Annotated in this window: 19 protein-coding genes and 1 pseudogene; 5 read left to right on the forward strand and 15 right to left on the reverse strand. The window is 34.0% G+C overall.

What is annotated here, in order from left to right; genetic code table 11:
- Positions 1–5: 5 nt before the first annotated feature.
- From CHRY9293_RS01780 to CHRY9293_RS01825, 10 genes and pseudogenes are all read right to left on the reverse strand, one after another.
- On the reverse strand, positions 6–1,466 hold the full coding sequence (locus tag CHRY9293_RS01780) for a DUF3945 domain-containing protein (protein WP_162031337.1): 1,461 nt from the start codon (positions 1,464–1,466) through the stop codon (positions 6–8).
- 85 nt (positions 1,467–1,551) lie between these two features.
- A complete protein-coding gene (locus CHRY9293_RS01785) occupies positions 1,552–1,860 on the reverse strand; it encodes a helix-turn-helix domain-containing protein (RefSeq protein ID WP_002978404.1) in 309 nt (102 codons plus the stop codon).
- 12 nt (positions 1,861–1,872) lie between these two features.
- Positions 1,873–2,226, reverse strand: coding sequence for a helix-turn-helix domain-containing protein (locus tag CHRY9293_RS01790; protein ID WP_162031338.1), 354 nt, complete (start codon positions 2,224–2,226; stop codon positions 1,873–1,875).
- Between the two features lie 249 nt (positions 2,227–2,475).
- Complete coding sequence (locus CHRY9293_RS01795; RefSeq protein ID WP_162031339.1) at positions 2,476–3,321, reverse strand: RteC domain-containing protein; 846 nt, start codon at positions 3,319–3,321, stop codon at positions 2,476–2,478.
- Complete coding sequence (locus CHRY9293_RS01800) at positions 3,269–3,427, reverse strand: hypothetical protein (RefSeq protein WP_162031340.1); 159 nt, start codon at positions 3,425–3,427, stop codon at positions 3,269–3,271. The genes CHRY9293_RS01795 and CHRY9293_RS01800 overlap by 53 nt, the downstream gene beginning before the upstream one ends.
- Positions 3,428–3,654: 227 nt before the next feature.
- A pseudogene (locus tag CHRY9293_RS01805) lies at positions 3,655–4,068 on the reverse strand (glycosyltransferase family 39 protein); the annotation flags it as partial.
- 131 nt (positions 4,069–4,199) lie between these two features.
- Positions 4,200–5,393 carry an efflux RND transporter periplasmic adaptor subunit gene (locus tag CHRY9293_RS01810; RefSeq protein WP_162031341.1) on the reverse strand — a complete coding sequence of 398 codons (1,194 nt, stop codon included), beginning with the start codon at positions 5,391–5,393 and terminating at the stop codon, positions 4,200–4,202.
- A gap of 145 nt (positions 5,394–5,538) precedes the next feature.
- Complete coding sequence (locus tag CHRY9293_RS01815) at positions 5,539–6,807, reverse strand: ABC transporter permease (RefSeq protein WP_185153185.1); 1,269 nt, start codon at positions 6,805–6,807, stop codon at positions 5,539–5,541.
- Positions 6,808–6,873: 66 nt separating this feature from the next.
- Positions 6,874–8,103 (reverse strand): ABC transporter permease, encoded by a 1,230-nt coding sequence (locus CHRY9293_RS01820; protein WP_162031342.1) that lies wholly within the window; start codon positions 8,101–8,103, stop codon positions 6,874–6,876.
- Positions 8,104–8,186: 83 nt separating this feature from the next.
- Positions 8,187–8,876, reverse strand: coding sequence for an ABC transporter ATP-binding protein (locus tag CHRY9293_RS01825; protein ID WP_122546411.1), 690 nt, complete (start codon positions 8,874–8,876; stop codon positions 8,187–8,189).
- A gap of 424 nt (positions 8,877–9,300) precedes the next feature.
- Here CHRY9293_RS01825 and CHRY9293_RS01830 point away from each other — a divergent pair, with 424 nt between their 5' ends.
- The 4 genes from CHRY9293_RS01830 (at position 9,301) to CHRY9293_RS01845 (ending at position 13,356) form a co-directional block, all read left to right on the forward strand.
- Positions 9,301–10,275, forward strand: coding sequence for a ribonucleotide-diphosphate reductase subunit beta (locus tag CHRY9293_RS01830; RefSeq protein ID WP_162031343.1), 975 nt, complete (start codon positions 9,301–9,303; stop codon positions 10,273–10,275).
- A 22-nt stretch (positions 10,276–10,297) separates the two neighbouring features.
- Positions 10,298–10,585, forward strand: a complete 288-nt coding sequence (locus tag CHRY9293_RS01835; protein ID WP_162031344.1) for a hypothetical protein — start codon at positions 10,298–10,300, stop codon at positions 10,583–10,585.
- Between the two features lie 63 nt (positions 10,586–10,648).
- Positions 10,649–12,307, forward strand: a complete 1,659-nt coding sequence (locus CHRY9293_RS01840; protein ID WP_122546408.1) for a ribonucleoside-diphosphate reductase subunit alpha — start codon at positions 10,649–10,651, stop codon at positions 12,305–12,307.
- Positions 12,308–12,465: 158 nt separating this feature from the next.
- Positions 12,466–13,356: a DUF72 domain-containing protein gene (locus CHRY9293_RS01845; protein ID WP_162031345.1), complete on the forward strand. Its 891-nt coding sequence runs from the start codon at positions 12,466–12,468 to the stop codon at positions 13,354–13,356.
- A gap of 31 nt (positions 13,357–13,387) precedes the next feature.
- On the opposite strand, the gene CHRY9293_RS01850 is transcribed toward CHRY9293_RS01845, so the two are convergent.
- Positions 13,388–13,978 (reverse strand): hypothetical protein, encoded by a 591-nt coding sequence (locus CHRY9293_RS01850; protein WP_162031346.1) that lies wholly within the window; start codon positions 13,976–13,978, stop codon positions 13,388–13,390.
- A gap of 55 nt (positions 13,979–14,033) precedes the next feature.
- Between CHRY9293_RS01850 and CHRY9293_RS01855 the strand changes: the two genes are divergently transcribed.
- The gene (locus tag CHRY9293_RS01855; protein WP_162031347.1) at positions 14,034–15,254 is read left to right on the forward strand and encodes a hypothetical protein; all 1,221 of its coding nucleotides are present in this window, start codon (positions 14,034–14,036) and stop codon (positions 15,252–15,254) included.
- Here the strand turns inward: CHRY9293_RS01855 and CHRY9293_RS01860 are convergent.
- The 4 genes from CHRY9293_RS01860 to CHRY9293_RS01875 all read right to left on the reverse strand — a co-directional run bounded on the left by CHRY9293_RS01860 (position 15,251) and on the right by CHRY9293_RS01875 (position 18,423).
- Positions 15,251–15,895 (reverse strand): HD domain-containing protein, encoded by a 645-nt coding sequence (locus CHRY9293_RS01860; protein WP_162031348.1) that lies wholly within the window; start codon positions 15,893–15,895, stop codon positions 15,251–15,253. The two genes, CHRY9293_RS01855 and CHRY9293_RS01860, sit on opposite strands and share 4 nt — an antisense overlap.
- Position 15,896: 1 nt before the next feature.
- Positions 15,897–16,736, reverse strand: a complete 840-nt coding sequence (locus CHRY9293_RS01865) for an alpha/beta hydrolase family protein (protein WP_162031349.1) — start codon at positions 16,734–16,736, stop codon at positions 15,897–15,899.
- 90 nt (positions 16,737–16,826) lie between these two features.
- Positions 16,827–17,720 (reverse strand): ribokinase, encoded by an 894-nt coding sequence (locus CHRY9293_RS01870; protein WP_122546402.1) that lies wholly within the window; start codon positions 17,718–17,720, stop codon positions 16,827–16,829.
- A 67-nt stretch (positions 17,721–17,787) separates the two neighbouring features.
- A complete protein-coding gene (locus tag CHRY9293_RS01875) occupies positions 17,788–18,423 on the reverse strand; it encodes a DUF4241 domain-containing protein (RefSeq protein WP_122547307.1) in 636 nt (211 codons plus the stop codon).
- Between the last annotated feature and the right edge of the window lie 53 nt (positions 18,424–18,476).

Below are 18,476 nucleotides of genomic sequence, written 5' to 3' on the forward strand. Positions count from 1 at the left end.
CTGTATTACATTTTTCTGCCTTTGGATTTTGCAGACTTGTTGTTCTGTTGTTCCTGCTGCTTTTCATTTTTTGGTGTTTGCTGCCCGGAATTCAAAGGCTCTTGGACATTCTTGGTCGCTTCGTTGGTTTTGCCCTCCGAATTGACGGCAGTCTGCGTTTTATGGGTTTCGGCAGGTTCTACCCGTGCTTTATACTGACCGGGAAACTCAAAATTGGTCTTCCCTGTATCTTTGTCGAAAGTGATGTAACCCTTATACGGTTGGTCTTTTTTATCTTTCAGTTCAACATATATGGTTTGTCCGGCTTTGAACTTGTTGTACTGTTCATCGTCCAGTTCTTTGCCCCTGAAAGTTCTTGGGGCTTCCTGGGGTTGGCTTTGCTGATTGCTTTGTTGGGTAATCTGTTGGTTCGTTTGCGCTTGCTGATTGTTGTTGCTTCTATCAAACAGGAACTCAACGTATCGCTTATCCGCATTGAATTGTACCGTTGCCGAAAACTCCGTTCCTTTGGTAGAAATCATACCCTCTAAATAGAGCGGTTTGCCCTCCATCAACGTTTGCTTTTGTTCCTCATTCAGCTTTACGCCCTTAATTTCATCGGGAATTTTGATAAACTCCGTGCGTAGAGCAATCACGTCATTGGTAAGCCTGTCGATGCTGATAATGGACGGCATCAGTTCACCTGTTTTGGAATTTACCAGATTAACCACACGCCCCATATTACCTGTTTCAAGCAGATTTTTCTTGTCTTCGTCAGTAAACTTGTGACCGAAAAACTCAAAGTGCAGGTAAGGTTCTTTTTTGATACCGTGTATTGCCACGATAACATTGCCGTCTTCGCCTTGCTGTAAAGACAGGCGGGCATCTGTGCGGAGGATAGAGCCACCGAGGTTAATGCCTATCGGTAAAAGTTCATTGGTTTTGTAACCTCGTAACAAAGGGTCGAGCAGGTTTCTTTTTTCAAGATACTCTTTGCTTAATCCGAGGTTTTTCATTGTGTCCCAATCAATCTGCTCCGGCTTGTAGCGGTATTCGCTTGTTTCCGTTGTTGTTTGTGCTGTTGCCATATTATTTTGATTTTCTTGTTTTTTATCCGGTTGGGGTTCTGCTTTTACTTCGTGTTCTTTCAGCACTTTTTCGCCCTGTGGGGTGGGCTTATCTACGTGCTTTTGGAGTTCCCGCGCTTTTTCAGCAGCAACCGGGGCAGGCACTTTGAAGAAAGTAAAGTTTGTGGGGTTCTTTAACTGGCTGAAAAAATTGGAAAAGAAGTTGGAAAAGAAATCGCCACCTTTGTCCACACGCATAAACTGGTTTTGGTTCTTCTTGGTGGGGTCAACGGTTTCCATTTTCCCGTTTTCGTCTATACTCTTTACTGCCTGGATTTTCATTTTTTCTTTATCCAGTACGAGTAAGATGTCCGAAAGCTGTTCGGGCATTTCCTGTTTATTTACTGTTTCTTCGCTCATAGTCTGAAAATTTTAAAATTTCACGGTCGAATGTAAAGGAAGCCTTCACTGATTTGCTTTAAGTGGCACTCAAAGGCAGCATTTGTCACTTATTGGCATCCAGTTTTGGCAAAGGCGGGTTAAAACTTTCCCTGATGAACTGATGCACATCGGACAGTTTGTAATACAGTTTTCCGCTAATGGTATAATAAGGCAGCTTGCCTATGGAGCGATACCGTTGCAGGGAACGGTTACTGATTTTCAGCATTTGCAATAAATCCTGATTATCCAGTAATTCTTCGCCGTCTATGCTGTTGCGCTTCTTTTGTAAATCGTCTATGTGGTTGCCGAGAATGTCCAGCCTGTCCATTATGCGTTCCATCCACGCCACAAATTCCATTTTGTCGATATTCATACGGGTACGCTTTTAATGATTACCTGATTTCAATTTTCTGCCTTTCTCGATATAGCTTTTGCCTTTCGCCATAAGCTGTTCTACATATTCATCGGTAGTCTGCACGGCGTTAGTGTTGAGCATATCTTTTATAGCACCAATGGTATAGTAATACTGCCCGTACATTTTTGAAAAGGCTATCTGCCCGTTGGTACGCATACGCCACAATGTTTTTTCACTGATGTGGAGATACTGGCAGACTTCGTGGTTGTTGAGCCATAAGCTATCGTAGCTTGTATCTTCCAGTTTGAGGATATATTCGCTAATGGCTTTCAACCGTTCATTGAGGTGCTTCCACACTTCTTCGTCAACTGTTATAATGTTCATAGCACTATTGTTTAATATTCACAGGACAAAATTCAGAAGTGTGGCAGTGTTTGTCTGCCAATGCGTACCCATTGGTTTGGCACTTTTTTCAAATTTTTTGCAATGAGAAAAACCCTTGTTTAATAAGGGTTTTAGCGTATTTCGGTTATTTTGTAGTAGCCTTTTGCCAACATTTGCCAATTGGCATATATGGGCAAAGAAAAAGCAGTACACAAAATGTACTGCTTTCAAACCCCTGTGCTGATATTGCTAAAGGTCTTTATCCATATACTCTTCGAGGGAAATTTTGAGTTGGTCTAAAAACACCGTCCGGGAGCCTGCCCTTGTTTTCATCCTGTGGAAAGAATGATGTATATCGTTCAGGGGCGTTCGGAAGAGGATTTGGAAAATCAATGCCAATTTCCTGATGCCTATTTTACCGTATGCAATAGATTTGGAAGCATACAAGGCGTAAATTAATTCTATCAGTGCATTTTGCGAGTTCGTCCACGAAATGTCTTTGTTTCCATCACCGTTTATTGAAATGGCATCGGGATTTTTTTCGGGATTTATTTTGGTAAGTAAAAAAGTATAAAGTAATTCATTGGCTATAATATGGGCAACTTTGTTATCGTAATAAGTAGAAAAGCTAAGGTCAATTTCAAATACATTACTTTTTAGACCATCGTGGTAATTGATTTTTCCGAGCCTGAAATAACTGTGGTCACGGTCAGTTCTGCCTGCACGATAGTACCTGTAAAAATCCTCATTGGATATGCTTTCCTTATATTCGGATTTGAGAATTTTAAGTTGGTTTTCAAAATAACTTTGGTGTATTCTCCCTGTACTCACTGGGCAGGTAGTTTCAATTCGGAATACCTTATTATAGTAAATAAGTTTTCCTAAAATCTGCGGTTTGATGTTCTTGAAAAAAATGATTTCCTGCTGTTCATTCTTAAATCCGGTCTGTAAGACTTTCATCTTTATAGTAAACAGCATTTCCTTTAGGAATAAGGTCATTTGGTAAGCCTCGTTCGCAGTTTGCATCATTTGAGAAGATAGCTTATCTTCCTGACGCTGAATTTCCGATAATACTTTGTTCAATACGATTTCCATAGCTTAGACGTTTAGATATTGGGACTATTTGTTTCGGCACTACATCTTCGTTGATTTGCCAAAACTTGGAAATAATATGTAAAGCATTATCACATAGTGTCCCCATATTGGGAAAGATTTATTTTTAATTATCTTCTTTTGAGGGAGGGTTAAAAAACGAAAAAGGGTAAAGTATGCTGTTACTTTACCCTTTTTTTATTAGATTTGCAGTAATGATTTACAAGGTAATCAGATGAAAGCGAGTGCAGTAAGCACCATTACTAAATCGTTACCGATAGCACTTTCGGTTCTTGTAAACTCTTCTTTATTAGCCACTTTGGGCTATTTTAATCTTTTTTTCATAAAATAATATAAAGTTGTCCAAAGTAAAACCTCTAAAGAAGTGGGTTGAAAAAGCATATTTAAACGAAGTAAAACTGAAAACAAAATTCCCGTTGCGGTAAGTATCTGTGCATAAAGATTTCCTTTTAGCTCTTCAACCATTTTCCAACTCACCACAATAGTCAACGCTCCAAATAAAGCAGGAAAAAATTTCACCCAAAATACGGAACCTCCCAACATTTTAATTATCCAAGCAATCCAAGAATTGACAGGAGGCACTGATAAGAATCCCCATGCTAAATGATTTCCTTGATCAATATGTAAATATTCATCACGATGTAATTCGTATTCCGGACTTATTAAAGAATATTGTAAAATAAATTTTATAACAATAAAAAAGCAAAGAACTAAGTAACTATTTTTCATGGATTATTATCATATTTTATTATATAAAAATAAAACATTTCACCCACTATAATTATACATTAGATCACATAAAAAACTAAAAAAACCCAAGAAAAATTCTCAGGTTTTTAGTTGAATATAATATTCATTTATTACTTCGTTTTCTCTTTAAGCTCTTCTTTATCTTTATCCGATGGATTCCATACTTTCACTTCAGAGTTTTTGGTTAAACCTGAAAGAATCTGAACATTTATCCCATCACTTGCTCCTAATTTTACATCTACTTTTTTAAACTTCCCATCAGGTTGCTTCACCTCAACAAACGGTTTGTCTTTACCGTTACTTTTCTCATACTGGATAAGTGATTCATCTAGTAACAAAGCATTTTTTTGAGAGCTTAATACAATTTCCCCATTAGCTGAAAACCCAGCCCTTATATATTCATTATCAGGATTATATACATCTCCCTCCACAGGAAACTTTATCGTTCCATTATTATCTTTACCTTTTGGTGCAATCATCGTAAGCTTACCGGGAAATGTTTTGTTTTGCAAAGCTCCAATTACCATATTCATTTCCATTCCTTGTTTTAGCTTTCCGGCTTGTGCTTCATCAATTTCACCTTGGAATATTAAAGAATTCAGATCTGCAATAGAACAAATTGTAGTTCCTGCATTAAATGAATTTGCCTCTATAACCTGACTACCCACCTTTACCGGAACTTCAAGAACAGTTCCAGAAACTTTAGATCGTATTTGAGTCGTTGCCAAACCTTGTAATTCGGGAGTTGCACCCGTCTTTACTATTTGTAATCTTTTTTGAGCGGTCACCAATTGCTGATGAGCATTTTTAAGCGTCTGCTGCGTTGAATATAATTGCTGTTGAGAATTCAGATAATCTTGTTTAGCAATTACACCTTGCTTATAGAGCCTTTCCTGCATAGCAAATTGTTTCTCCATATTATCTACATTCATTTTGGCATTACTAATTTGCAACTGAGAGTTTTGAACATCCTGTTGAGCATTATTCACTTCAGCAATATTAGGAACAATTTTTACCGTTGCGATCAGTTGTCCAACTTCCACTTTGTCTCCTTCATCTACTAAGATCTTTTCAATGATTCCTGCTATATTAGGTTTAATTTCAATTTCTTCTTTAGGGATAATTTTTCCGGTAGCCATAACCTTATCATCCATATTTTGAATGGTTGGTTTTCTCGTAAGAAAAGCATCCTTCTCTTTAGAATTTGACTTCACAACATACCCAATTACTGAGAACAAAGCCACTGCAAGTAAAAGTCCTAAAAATATATAAATGACTTTTTTCCAGGTGAATTTCTTTTTCATATAGCTAGTTTATTTTTTTATATTGTATTAATTTATTTTTCATGTTTTTTTAGAATACTTTTCAAATCTTTTTACCAATGAAAACATGGCAGCAGTCCGTTTTTTTTAACATTTAAAAACATATTCCTTATCAATTTTCATTTGATTATTCGGTTCTCAATGCCTCAATCGGTCTAATCTTAACCGCTCTTTGCGCCGGAATCATTCCTATAATTAACCCTAAAATTACCATAACAGCCATCGCAGCAAATACATTTCCATAATTAACGGTCGGATTATAAAAAGGAAAATCATCTTGATTTTGCGTAACAGCATTTAAAATCATGAGCACAAAAATACCTGAAATAAAACCGAGTAATCCGGAGGATAATGTTATTACTACACTTTCCAATAAAATTTGATTTCTTACTTCAGAAGGTTTCGCCCCTAGAGCCCTACGTATACCAATTTCTTTTGTTCTTTCTTTTACGGTAATTAATAAAATATTTGAAATGGCAATAACCCCTGCTAAAATAGTTAATGCCCCTACCACAATTGTTAAAAATTGCATTCCACTCAAAAACCCCGTAAGCTTTTTAAATTCCTTTCCAAGATTAAATGTTCCGAACGCGTTTGTATCATCTGGAGAAACGTGATTTTTAGATTTCAGTTGCTGCTTTACTTTTTCTTCCACTGTATTCACCTCCGCATTCGGTTTACTTACAATCGCAAAGAAATCCACATTATTTCCATTATTATACATTTTTGTAAAGGTTGACAATGGAATAAAAACAGTTCGATCATTTTCCATTCCACCTCCTTTTTTCACTCTGAAAACTCCAATGACATTAAAAAAAATACCTTTAATATTAATCGATTTTCCGAGTGGATTTTCATTCTTTTTAGAATCAAAAAAGTTCTTGTACACTTCTTCTCCTATAACCACCACATTCTTATTTTGTGAAATATCGGCATCATTCAAATATCTTCCGAAAATTAATTTTTTCTCTGAAATTTTATTTCCTAAAGGATAATCACCATTCAACGTATAGGTCGCAGATTTTCCGTTTTTCGACATTTGCTCCCCTGCATTTCCAAAATTCCCTCTGGAATTTTGAGGCGAAATATAATCTATCTCTGGAATTTTCCTTTTCAACAGATCAATATCCTCAATTTTTAAATGAACTTCCCTTCCTTTTGGAAAACCATCATAAGGAATTGATGTATTCTGGGCCCAAAGAAAAATAGAATTGGTCGCAAATCCTGAAAACAATTTATCAAACCCATTTTCCATCCCTTTTGCAGCTCCCAGTAAACTCACATACAAAAACATACCCCAACCTACCCCGATCATGGTAAGAAATGTTCGAAGCTTATTATTCCTCAATGAATAATAAATCTCTTGCCAAGTATCTTTTTTAAATATTATATTCACCTTTATATTAATTATGAATGATTCAGCTTATTATCTATTTTTTTCCTTGTTGCCATCCTTGTTTCATTATTCCGTTCTCAATGCCTCAATAGGTTTAATTCTTGAAGCTCTATATGCTGGAACAAATCCTGCAATTAATCCTGAAAAAACCAAAGCAATAAATGCCATAATGATGGTTCCCCATCCTACGCTAGGACTTTTAATGAAGTACTCTTCAAGGCTGTCACCAATTAAATGCAATGCTAACGCACCTAATCCAACTCCTATAAATCCCGAAACAACCGTAATGACAACACTTTCCTGAACAATTAAAGCAACAATACTTCTCGGTTTTGCTCCAATTGCCTTTCGTACTCCTATTTCTTTTGTACGTTCTTTTACAATATAAACCATAATGTTACTAATTCCGATAATCCCAGCTAGCAAAGTTCCCATTCCAATAAATCCTACAATTGCCGTAAGAACAGCAATAAAAGTGAATGTATCGTTCATATTTTGAGCATTATTCCAAACCCTTATTCCATTCTCATCATCTGGAGAAACATTTTTTCTAGCTTTTAATTTTTCTTTTAATTTATCACCATATTTTATGGCTTGCTGCGGAGTCAGTTTATCACTATAAGCAATATAGTTAATGTTTACAGTATCAGAACCTTTCCGCATTTGCTGTAATGTAGTAATAGGAACAGTGATATGTCTTTCATCCCAGTCACCTCCATCATCCGAGAAAACTCCCACAACCTTAAACATGGTTCCATTAATATCGAGTTCTTTTCCAATGGGGCTTCCGTTTTTAATCAAATCTCGCTGAACCATCCTTCCAATTACAGCAATATTTTGCTTTCTATCCAAATCAGTAGGTGTTAAGTAACGACCTTCCAACATTTTTCGGTTTTCGATAAGCTGTTCTTCCGGTTGGGCTCCATTTATTTGATAATTCCCACTTTCTTTACCATACTTCACCAATAGATTTGCGGTGTATCTCGGTGTAGAACTTCCCACTTTTTCTTTATCTACATTAACTAGAAAAGTATAATCATCATTATTCATCGTCACTTGTCGATCAGATTGAAGCCCTTTATAAGCAATGGTTGTTTTTCCAGCCACAATCGAAATAAGATTCTGAGCATCTCTAGCAAAACCTTCAGTAAAAGCATTCTGTAATCCCTTCCCAATTCCAAAAAGCACAATGAAAATAAACAATCCCAAAGCCACGGTAAAACCAGAAAGTACTGTGCGCAATACATTACTGCGAATCGAACTGAATATTTCCTGCCAACGATCTAGGTCAAACATTTTTCCAATTTTAAAGATTAAAAAACTTAAAGATGAGTTTCATATAAGGTTTCACAATTATTTCATTTCCAAATTAACATATATTACAAAACGATCTGTTTTATAAAATCATCACTTTCAATAATTCCGTCTCTCAAGACTACATTTCTTTTGGTTTGCGCAGCCACATCGGGTTCGTGAGTTACCACAATAATGGTCTTACCCTCGTTATTAATTTCCTGTAAAAGCTTCATAATATCATGTGTCGTACTTGAATCCAGAGCTCCCGTCGGCTCATCCGCTAAAACAACTTTAGGATTTGTAATTAAAGCCCTTGCGATAGCAACTCTTTGCTTCTGTCCTCCTGAAAGTTCATTAGGAAGATGATTCGCCCATTGTGCAAGCCCTACCTTTTCAAGATATTCCATTGCTTTTGTTGTACGTTCTTTTCTTGGAACATTTTGATAATATAAAGGAAGAGCTACATTATCTAGCGCCGTTTTATAGCCTATCAAATTAAAAGACTGGAAAATAAATCCCAAAAAGCGACTTCTATATTCCGCTGCTTTTATTTCTGATAAATGCTCAATAGAAACACCATCCAGGTTATATATCCCTGAATCTTTTTCATCCAAAATACCTATAATATTAAGAAGTGTGGACTTTCCAGAACCAGAACTCCCCATAATAGAAACAAATTCCCCTTCCTCAATATTAAGGTTTATTCCCTTGAGAACATGCAATTTACTTTTGCCTGTACTATATGATTTATGTAAATCTTGAATTACTAACATTAAGCGATATATGTTTTTATAATCAATAAGTATATGATAATTTCGAATTGTTACAAGAATAAAAATTAATTCAACACAACAACTGTTTAATAATTAAAAAATTGATTTTCAATACAATAAACAAAACCGTTTAATTTAAGTTTTATAATTTTCTCTATTTTTGTACCCTAACTCTTTGTAAACCAATATCAGAGCAAGCTCTATGTAAATGTGGAAAACTTTTAAGGCTAAAACTCAACTAATTAACGTTTTACTCTTTTGAAATCAGTTCTTTTTGTCGAAATTTGTATTCGTAATTCTACAAAAAATATAAAGACTTTACTGTGAAAACTTTTTAATACAAGTTTCTACATATTAGAATATTGCATATTTTTTGAACTTTGCACGGGGATCTATTTATTTTAACTTTTAAAGACATTTTAATATGGGAATTTTTGATAAAAGAGTAAGTTACAAACCATTTGAATACCCTGAGGTTCTTCAATTTGTGGAAGCGATCAACAAATCTTTCTGGGTTCATTCAGAAGTAGACTTTACTGCAGATGTTCAGGATTTTCATTCTCAACTGGAGCCACATGAAAAACATGCTGTAAAAAATGCCCTTTTAGCCATTGCGCAGATTGAGGTGTCCGTAAAAACATTTTGGGGAAACTTATATACCCATCTTCCAAAACCGGAATTAAATGGTCTAGGAGCTACTTTTGCAGAATGTGAATTCCGTCACTCCGAAGCATATTCTCGTTTATTAGAGGTATTAGGATATAATGAGGAATTCTCAAGTGTAATCGAAATTCCAGCTGTGAAAGCAAGAATAGAATTTTTAGGCAATGCTCTAAAACACGCTAATTCTGCTACCCCAAAAGAATATGTTTCAGCTTTATTATTATTTAGTATTCTAGTTGAAAACGTTTCTCTTTTTTCGCAGTTTGCTATTATCCTTTCGTTTACAAGGTTTAAAGGATTCATGAAAAATGTTTCAAATATCATTGCTTGGACTTCTGTTGATGAACAAATCCATGCCAACGCAGGGATTTACTTAATTAACAAAATCCGAGAAGAGCAACCTGATCTATTAACAGACAGTGATATTGAAGATATCTATACACTTGTTGATGAATCAATTGAAAGAGAAGGAGATATATTAAATTGGATCTTTGAGTTGGGTGAAATAGATAATGTATCTAAAGAAGATCTACTCAATTTCATGAAATACCGTGTTGATGACAGTTTAAAGAAAATCAATATGAAGACAAAGTATAATGTTACTCCTGAGCAATATAGACCTATGGTTTGGTTTGAAGAAGAGGTTTTTGCCAATTCTATGGATGATTTTTTTGCGAAAAGACCAGTGGACTATACAAAACATGATAAGAGTATTACGGCAAATGATTTGTTTTAATTAAAACAAGTACCCTTCAAACATGATTAATGTAATAGTTACCTATACCGTAAAACCAGAATTTGTTTCAGAAAACAAAATAAATATTCGAAAGTTTTTGGAGGATTTTAAAAATTTAAATCAATCCACATTTGAATACAAGGTATACATCAAAGAAGATGGGGTTACATTTTTACATTATTCAAATTATATCAATAAAGAAGTTCAACATGAGGTTTTGAATACTCCTTCTTTTAAGGATTTTCAAAGACTAAGAGATGAAAGTGGTTTACAAGATTCCCACAAAGTGGAAGTTTTAGAATCAATATAATAACACGCAACAAAATTCTGAAGTGCATTACTCTATTTCAGAATTCGAAAATATATAAATACTATGGAAGAACAAAATACCAATATATGGTGGCTTAATGAAGAGTCCGAGCAAATGCTAAACAGAGGATATTTGTTAAAAGGTGAAACCGTGGACGGAGCCATCGACAGAATTACCACTGCTGCTGCAAAAAGATTGTACAAACCAGAACTTCAAGCCGCTTTTAAAGAAATGATCACAAAAGGATGGATCAGCTTCTCTTCTCCAGTTTGGGCAAATATGGGAACCCAAAGAGGCCTCCCAATTTCTTGTTTTAATGTTCATATTCCAGATAGCATTGAAGGTATCACTCATAAAATGGGAGAGGTAATCATGCAAACAAAAATTGGAGGAGGTACTTCGGGCTACTTCGGAGAACTTCGTAACAGAGGAACCGCAGTAACTGATAATGGAAAATCTTCGGGAGCAGTTTCTTTTATGAAATTATTTGATACTGCGATGGATGTCGTTTCTCAAGGTGGTGTAAGAAGAGGAGCTTTTGCAGCTTATCTCGATATAGACCATGGGGATATTGAGGAGTTTTTATCCATTAAAGATATTGGAAGTCCAATCCAAAACTTATTTACGGGAGTATGTGTTCCAGATTACTGGATGCAGGATATGATTGATGGGGATATGGAAAAACGTAAAGTTTGGGCAAGAGTTTTAGAAAGCCGTCAACAAAAAGGTCTTCCTTATATTTTCTTTACAGACAATGTAAATAGAAATAAACCACAGGTTTACAAAGATTTAGGATTACCTGTCAATGCTAGCAATTTATGCTCTGAGATTATGCTTCCTTCCTCAATGGAGGAGTCTTTCATTTGCTGTTTATCCTCTATGAACTTAGAGTTATATGACGAATGGAAGGATACTGATGCTGTAAAACTAGCCATTTATTTCCTAGACGCTGTTTTATCGGAGTTCATTGATAAAACTGAAGGAAATTATTATCTTCAGGGAGCAAGAAACTTCGCTATGCGTCATAGAGCTCTTGGATTAGGAGTTTTAGGCTATCATTCTTATTTACAAAAGAATATGATTCCATTTGAAAGCTTTGAGGCAACACAATTCAATGCAAGAGCTTTCCGGCATATTAAAGAACAATCCGAACAAGCTTCGAGAGAGCTTGCTAATATTTATGGTGAACCCGAATTATTAAAGGGATATGGGTTGCGAAATACGACCACAATGGCAATTGCACCCACCACTTCAAGTTCGGCTATTTTAGGACAAACATCTCCTGGAATAGAGCCATTTGCTTCTAATTATTATAAAGCAGGATTAGCAAAAGGAAACTTCATGCGTAAAAATAAATATTTGGCAAAATTGCTAGAAGAAAAGGGCCTCGACAATGAAGAAACCTGGAGAACAATTATGCTAAATCATGGTTCTGTTCAGCATTTGAAAGAATTAACGGATGAAGAAAAAGCTGTATTTAAAACATTCAAGGAAATTTCCCCAATGGAAATCATTTCCCAAGCAGCACAAAGACAACAATACATCGATCAAGCTCAGTCGTTGAACTTACAAATTCCATCCACTATGCCTGTAAAAGATGTAAACTACCTCTATATAGAAGCTTGGAAAAAAGGGGTAAAAACTCTTTATTACCAACGAAGCTCTTCTGTTTCTAAAGAAATGATGGTCAATTTTGTAACCTGCTCCAGCTGTGAAGCATAATAATAAATTAATCAATATCTCATACCGTACAATAACACGCTTCAGGGCGTGTTGTTATTTTTATAACAGAAAAATAAATGTCAGACAAAAGAATTGTAAATTTATAATTCATACAGTTTGCCTATATTTGTTATAAGTTTAATCCTAAAAGCTTACCTATGAAATTCGGACAAGTAGAAGATCCTTCAAAAATAGATTTTACATTACCTCAAGATCATCCTCGAACGAAAGATATTTTAAGCCAGAATAAAAAAGGGCTAGAAAATATTTCTATTGGGTGTGCAAAATGGAATAAAACAGATCTTAAAGGGTTTTATCCTAAAGGAACAAAAGACGAATTGACATATTATGCAACTCAGTTTAATTCAATAGAATTGAATGCTACGTTTTATGGGATGCCAACCCCTGAACAGGTTCAGACATGGAAAGGTAAAACGCCTCAAAATTTTAAGTTTTTCCCTAAAATCACCAATACTGTTTCTCATTTCAGAAGATTAATCGATGTTACCGAACCAGTGACACAATTCGCAACATCAGTTATGAATTTTAATGAAAAATTAGGAATGGTCTTTTTACAACTCCATGATAATTTTAAGCCAAAAGACTATAATCGATTAGAAAAATTTGTAAATGACTGGCCAAAGGAAGTACCGTTAGCTATAGAATTAAGAAATACTGAATGGTTTACAGATGAAAATATATTAAATATGACCTGCGAGCTTTTTGAGCTCAATAACATTACTAATATTATTGTTGATACTGCTGGCAGAAGAGACATGCTCCATATGCGCCTCACAACCCCAAATGCTTTTATCCGTTATGTAGGGGCCAATGCAGAAAGTGACTATGAAAGACTTGATGATTGGTTGAAACATTTAACTCAATGGAAAAAAGAGGGACTTCAGAATTTGTATTTTTTTGTTCATCAAAATATTGAGAAAGCATCTCCTCTATTATCTTCTTATTTCATAAAAAAAATAAATGAAGACTGGAACAAGGATTTAATGATTCCTAAAATGGCTACGGAAAATACAGGAACTTTATTCTAATTATTGATACTTATAAAAGTGTAGAAAACAATTATCTTCTTCTTACTAACAAAACAAGATTAAGAAACAATAATAAAAAATCCAGGGTAATCCATATTCCCTGCTTTATATTTTCATGGCTATATGATTCTATTTGCTTTTTAGCGATGTCAGATAACTTTACACTTTGATTAATATAATTCCGAACTTCTATCATCTGATCAATGTTCTTATTGGGAACCGAATGTTGTGAAAAATATACAAGATTCTTTTTACCAAGATTTCCTATAATCCAGTATTCATCGGAACTATCCATCTTCAGATACTCTATTCTATAATATTCCGGACGGATCTTTCCAATATGTTTAGTCTCTAATATTCCATTAGGGAATTGGCCTTTATTACTTATCACATAAAAATCCAATGTTTGAGGAAGTTTATTAATGATTTGTAATGCTACAGAATCTTTTATAATTCTTACTGTGCTTTTTTTGATAAACCAATAGCTAAATAATGAAATCGTAAAAATGAGCATGGCAGTACGAAATAATTTTGCCCACTCAGCCAATCTTCCTTTCTTTATTTTTGATAAAAATAAAGAAAGGATTAGTCCAAAAAAAATAAGAAATAATACCCCTCCCATATTGCAAAGATACTTTTTTATCTATATTTTTAAAACCTATTATAAAAACGTTACCATGAGAAAAGCTTTTTTAGCACTTTTACTATTTTTTGTATTCTTTACAAATGCCCAAATTAAATTTGAAAAAGGGTATTTAATAACCACTAACAATGAGAAAAAAGAAGTATTAATCAAAAACATGGATTGGATTAACACTCCCACAGGATTCTCTTATAAAACTGATCAGAATTCAACGGAGTTAACAGGACTTCCATCTAATATTAAAGAATTTGGAATCCATAATTCTTCCAAATACATTTCTTACACCGGATCTATTGATTATTCGTCTGATAATACTACTGAGCTTTCCTCAAAGTACGAACCTGAGCTAACGGAAAGTAGTGTTTTTCTAAAAGAAGAAGCAGTAGGAACTACCAATCTATATTCATATAAAGGGAAAAATGTAATCCGATTTTTTTATTCAAACGCTAGTACATCAATAACTCCTTTAATAAACAAAAAATATTATTTAGAGGGAAATACCTCAAAAATAGCAACCAATAATAGTTATATAGGTCAATTGAAAGATCTTTTTTCGGATGATTCTAATTCCCTTACTTTAATAAACCAAACAAAATATAATACGTCTGATTTGAAAAAACTTTTCAACGTATACAACAAAACCGAAAATGTAGCATCTTCTGAGTTAAAAGAAAAAACTAAATTTAATCTTCATATCAGACCCGGGATTAACTTCTACTCTTCCCTTGGCTTAAAAGGAAGCATTTTTGATGGTGTTTTTCCTTCAAAATCTTCTTTTAGGATAGGCATTGAAGCTGAAGTTGTTTTACCATTCAATAAAAATAAATGGTCTATCTTATTTGAACCTACTTATTCGGCTTATTCCGGAAAAACAATTACCGTAAAAAGTAACTCCCTTTATGAAATGAGTTTAGATAGCTATTCTTTTATTACTTTACCAATAGGGATTAGACATTATATGTTTATCAATGATAAATCCAAAATTTTTGTAAACGGACAAGCTAATGTCCTTACATTAAGATCAGGAAAAGCCAAAAATTTTGATCTTTTATATTCTGGACAAGCTTTCGAAAAAGTTCCATTATCCACTACACAGACCTTTAAGAGTTTATCTTTTGGTATAGGCTATAATTATAATAATAAATATAGTATTGAATTCAGATATAATACAAATAACAATATTATAGAGGATACTACTTCCCAAACTGCGGATATAAAATATGCCTCAATAATTTTAGGATATAATATTTTCTAATCAACATTCCATTCTTTATAAAACTGGTCGAGGAAAAGTAACATAAACTGATGTCTTTCCTCGGCTATTTTTTTGCCTTTCTCTGTATTCATCATATCTTTTAACAATAACAGCTTTTCATAAAAATGATTAATTGTTGTTCCTTTAGATTTTTTATACTCTTCTTTAGACATATCTAAATTGGGCTTGACCTCCGGATCAAACATCGGGTTATTCTTAAAACCTCCAAAATTGAATGTTCTAGCCACACCAATTGCTCCAATAGCATCTATACGATCCGCATCTTGTACAATTTTAAGTTCGATTGGAGTAACTTTAGGAGCCTCAGCTCTATTTTTAAATGAGATGTTTTTAATTATAAATAAAACCTTCTCTATAATGTCTTCAGAAACATTTTGGCTTTCTAAAAATTCACAAGAAACTTGTAATGCTATTGTTTCATCTCCATTATGAAATTTAGGATCTGCTATATCGTGTAATAAAGCCGAAAGTTCCACCACCATTTGTTCACAATCCTCATATTGAGCAATTTTTTTTGAGAGCTTCCAAACTCTTTCAATATGAAACCAATCATGCCCAGCCTCTGCTCCCTCTAATTTTTCTTTTACAAAATCTACTGTATTTGCTATCAAATTCTTCATTCTATGTACACTCATTTAAAATAATATCCCAAAGCTTTTTATTGTAGTTTCTAAAAAAATTAATATGTCCTATTATACGTTTTTGAGATTCCGAAACTTTAATTAATCTATGAGTAGGTCTAAGATTCGGGTAAGTAGTATCCAATAAGCTTTTTACTCCTTTCTCTGTTATCCATACATCATCTTCTGCACGTATTACAAAAACTTTTTGTTTTAAATTTTTAGAATAGTCTTCTATTTTTTCTAAAAGGCGATTGGTTGATTTTTTGTTTAAAATTAAGGTTCTCCAATCATATGCGCAATATTTGGGAAGACTTTCTCCTAAACCGAACCAATGTGCGGGAAAATACCCTAATAGTGAAGTGGTTAAAGGTTGAGCTATCCCAAAACCCAAATATGCTTCTACCTTCGTTCTCCATTTTAAGTTCCCCACGAAGGCATTTTGTGTGCCCACAAAAATAAATTCATCAAACATTTCAGAATCTTCATTCATTCCTAGTATTAAAGCTCCTACAGAATGACCTAAACAATACTTATAGTGATTTGTAAAGTTTTTCTTAATATATTGAGTGATGGCTTTAAAATCCCTAGCTCCCCACGTCCTCATAGAAGCATAAAATCCTTTTATATTTTGAGGTTTGGACAATCCAATTCCCCGATAATCATAGGTCATAACAGTAAACCCCTTTGCTGCAAAATATTGTGCAAATGAATAATAAATATGCTGTTTTACCCCTGTTGCAGAATTAATCAACAAAAATTTCCCATTATCAATTTTGGGTACAAAAAGATGGGTAATTAATTCTACATTATCTTCTGTAATAATAGTCAGCTTTTCCATAATAAAAAAAAGAAAAATCCACTCTAAAAGTGGAAATTTATTTAAAATATCATATTATATTTTTTCTTTTTCGATATGTCATAAATAGCGTTAAGAGATTAAATCTGAGATCCTTGGCAATCCTGTTTGCGAACCTTTTTTCAAAGAAACCATGGCAGATACTTCATTTCCAAATTTCACGCATTCTTCAATAGAATATTTATGGCATAATCCAATCGCAAACCCAGAAGTAAATGCATCACCCATTCCCATTTTATGAACAGTCTTCCCATTTGTACTTTTACTAAAGTATTTCATTTCTGTACCATCAAAGTATACTGTAGAGTTGGTATCATCCCTCACAAATACTTTATTTACATATTTTTTAAGAATATCTTCTCTCCTATCTTCACCAAAAACGATATGCAATTCATTACTCTTTACCACAATAAAATCCACACTAGAAAGTATTTCCTCACTTAGCTTTCTAGCCGGAGATGCATACAATCCTATTTTTATATTGTGCTTTTTAGCTTTTTTTATTGCAAAGTCAATCACATCCATGGAAACTTCTAATTGCAACAAAATAAGATCTGCTGTAAAAAAATATTTTTCCGCAGCATCTATATGCTCGGGTTTTAAATGATTATTAGCTGCGGGAACTACAACAATTGCTGAATTTCCATCTGAAGTAGTAACATAAGCTGTGCCTGTTGCATCTTTATCTGTTTCATGTACAAATCCAACATTTACACTTTCATTTACCAGATTTCTCATAATCTGTTGCCCCAAGGGATCCATGCCTACACATCCAATAAAATATACACTAGCTCCCAACCTCGCTGTCCCTACTGCCTGATTTGCTCCCTTTCCCCCAAAATAGCTGTCTGAATCATAAGCCATAACAGTTTCGTTGGAAGATGGTACTTTTTCTGTTTCTAGGACAAGATCAATTGAAGAACTGCCTATAACGATAATTTTGGGTTGTTCAGATGAGAAATTCATTGTGTTTTATTATTAGTTATAATTAATTTTATTATAAAAATTTTCTCTACAAAATAATTCACCTAATTTAACTAATTTCTATAAATTCTGTAACAATTTTTACAGGAAGTTTATTTTTGTCGTATGCAATATAGCTAGCATAAAATCCTTCTCCGTATCCTGTTTCAAATGCAAATATAGTTCCTGGGTGTTTTTCTGATGGTTTTAAAAAAGCATATTGATCTATTGCCCCTTTTTCATCAAAAAAATAATCATGAAAAAATTCTTCATAAATTCCCATAAAATCTACCCCTTTACTCTTATAAAGTTTTTGCTCAAGATCATTAAGGTTTTCCTGTGTATCAATATCCATAAAGCATCCCATACCACTTTCTACAGGATAACCAAATACCTCTCCTTCTGACAAATTTTTCACATTCTGCCCTTCTGTTGTTGCCAACTGCCATTGTTGGACCTCAGCATCACTGAATATAATCTCCGCATAGGCGACACAATTACTTTCTCTTTCCTTATGCAATAAGACTGAAAAATCTCCTTTGGGAAATTCCGTAGAGAAATACTTCATATCATTCGTAATCAAAGGATCACAAGCCACGAGCTTTCCACTGGAAAGATAAATCTTACCCACCTCAAAACTTTCCAACAAAGGACTTTCTACAAAATGCTTAGAAAATAGTTTTTCTATGTTTTCTATATGTATCATTGTTATTTCAAAAATTGTCAGATCCATTCACAAACCTGACAATTTTATTTATA

Origin of the sequence: Chryseobacterium potabilaquae, assembly GCF_902728265.1 — a bacterium.
GTDB classification, from domain to species: Bacteria; Bacteroidota; Bacteroidia; order Flavobacteriales; family Weeksellaceae; genus Chryseobacterium; species Chryseobacterium potabilaquae.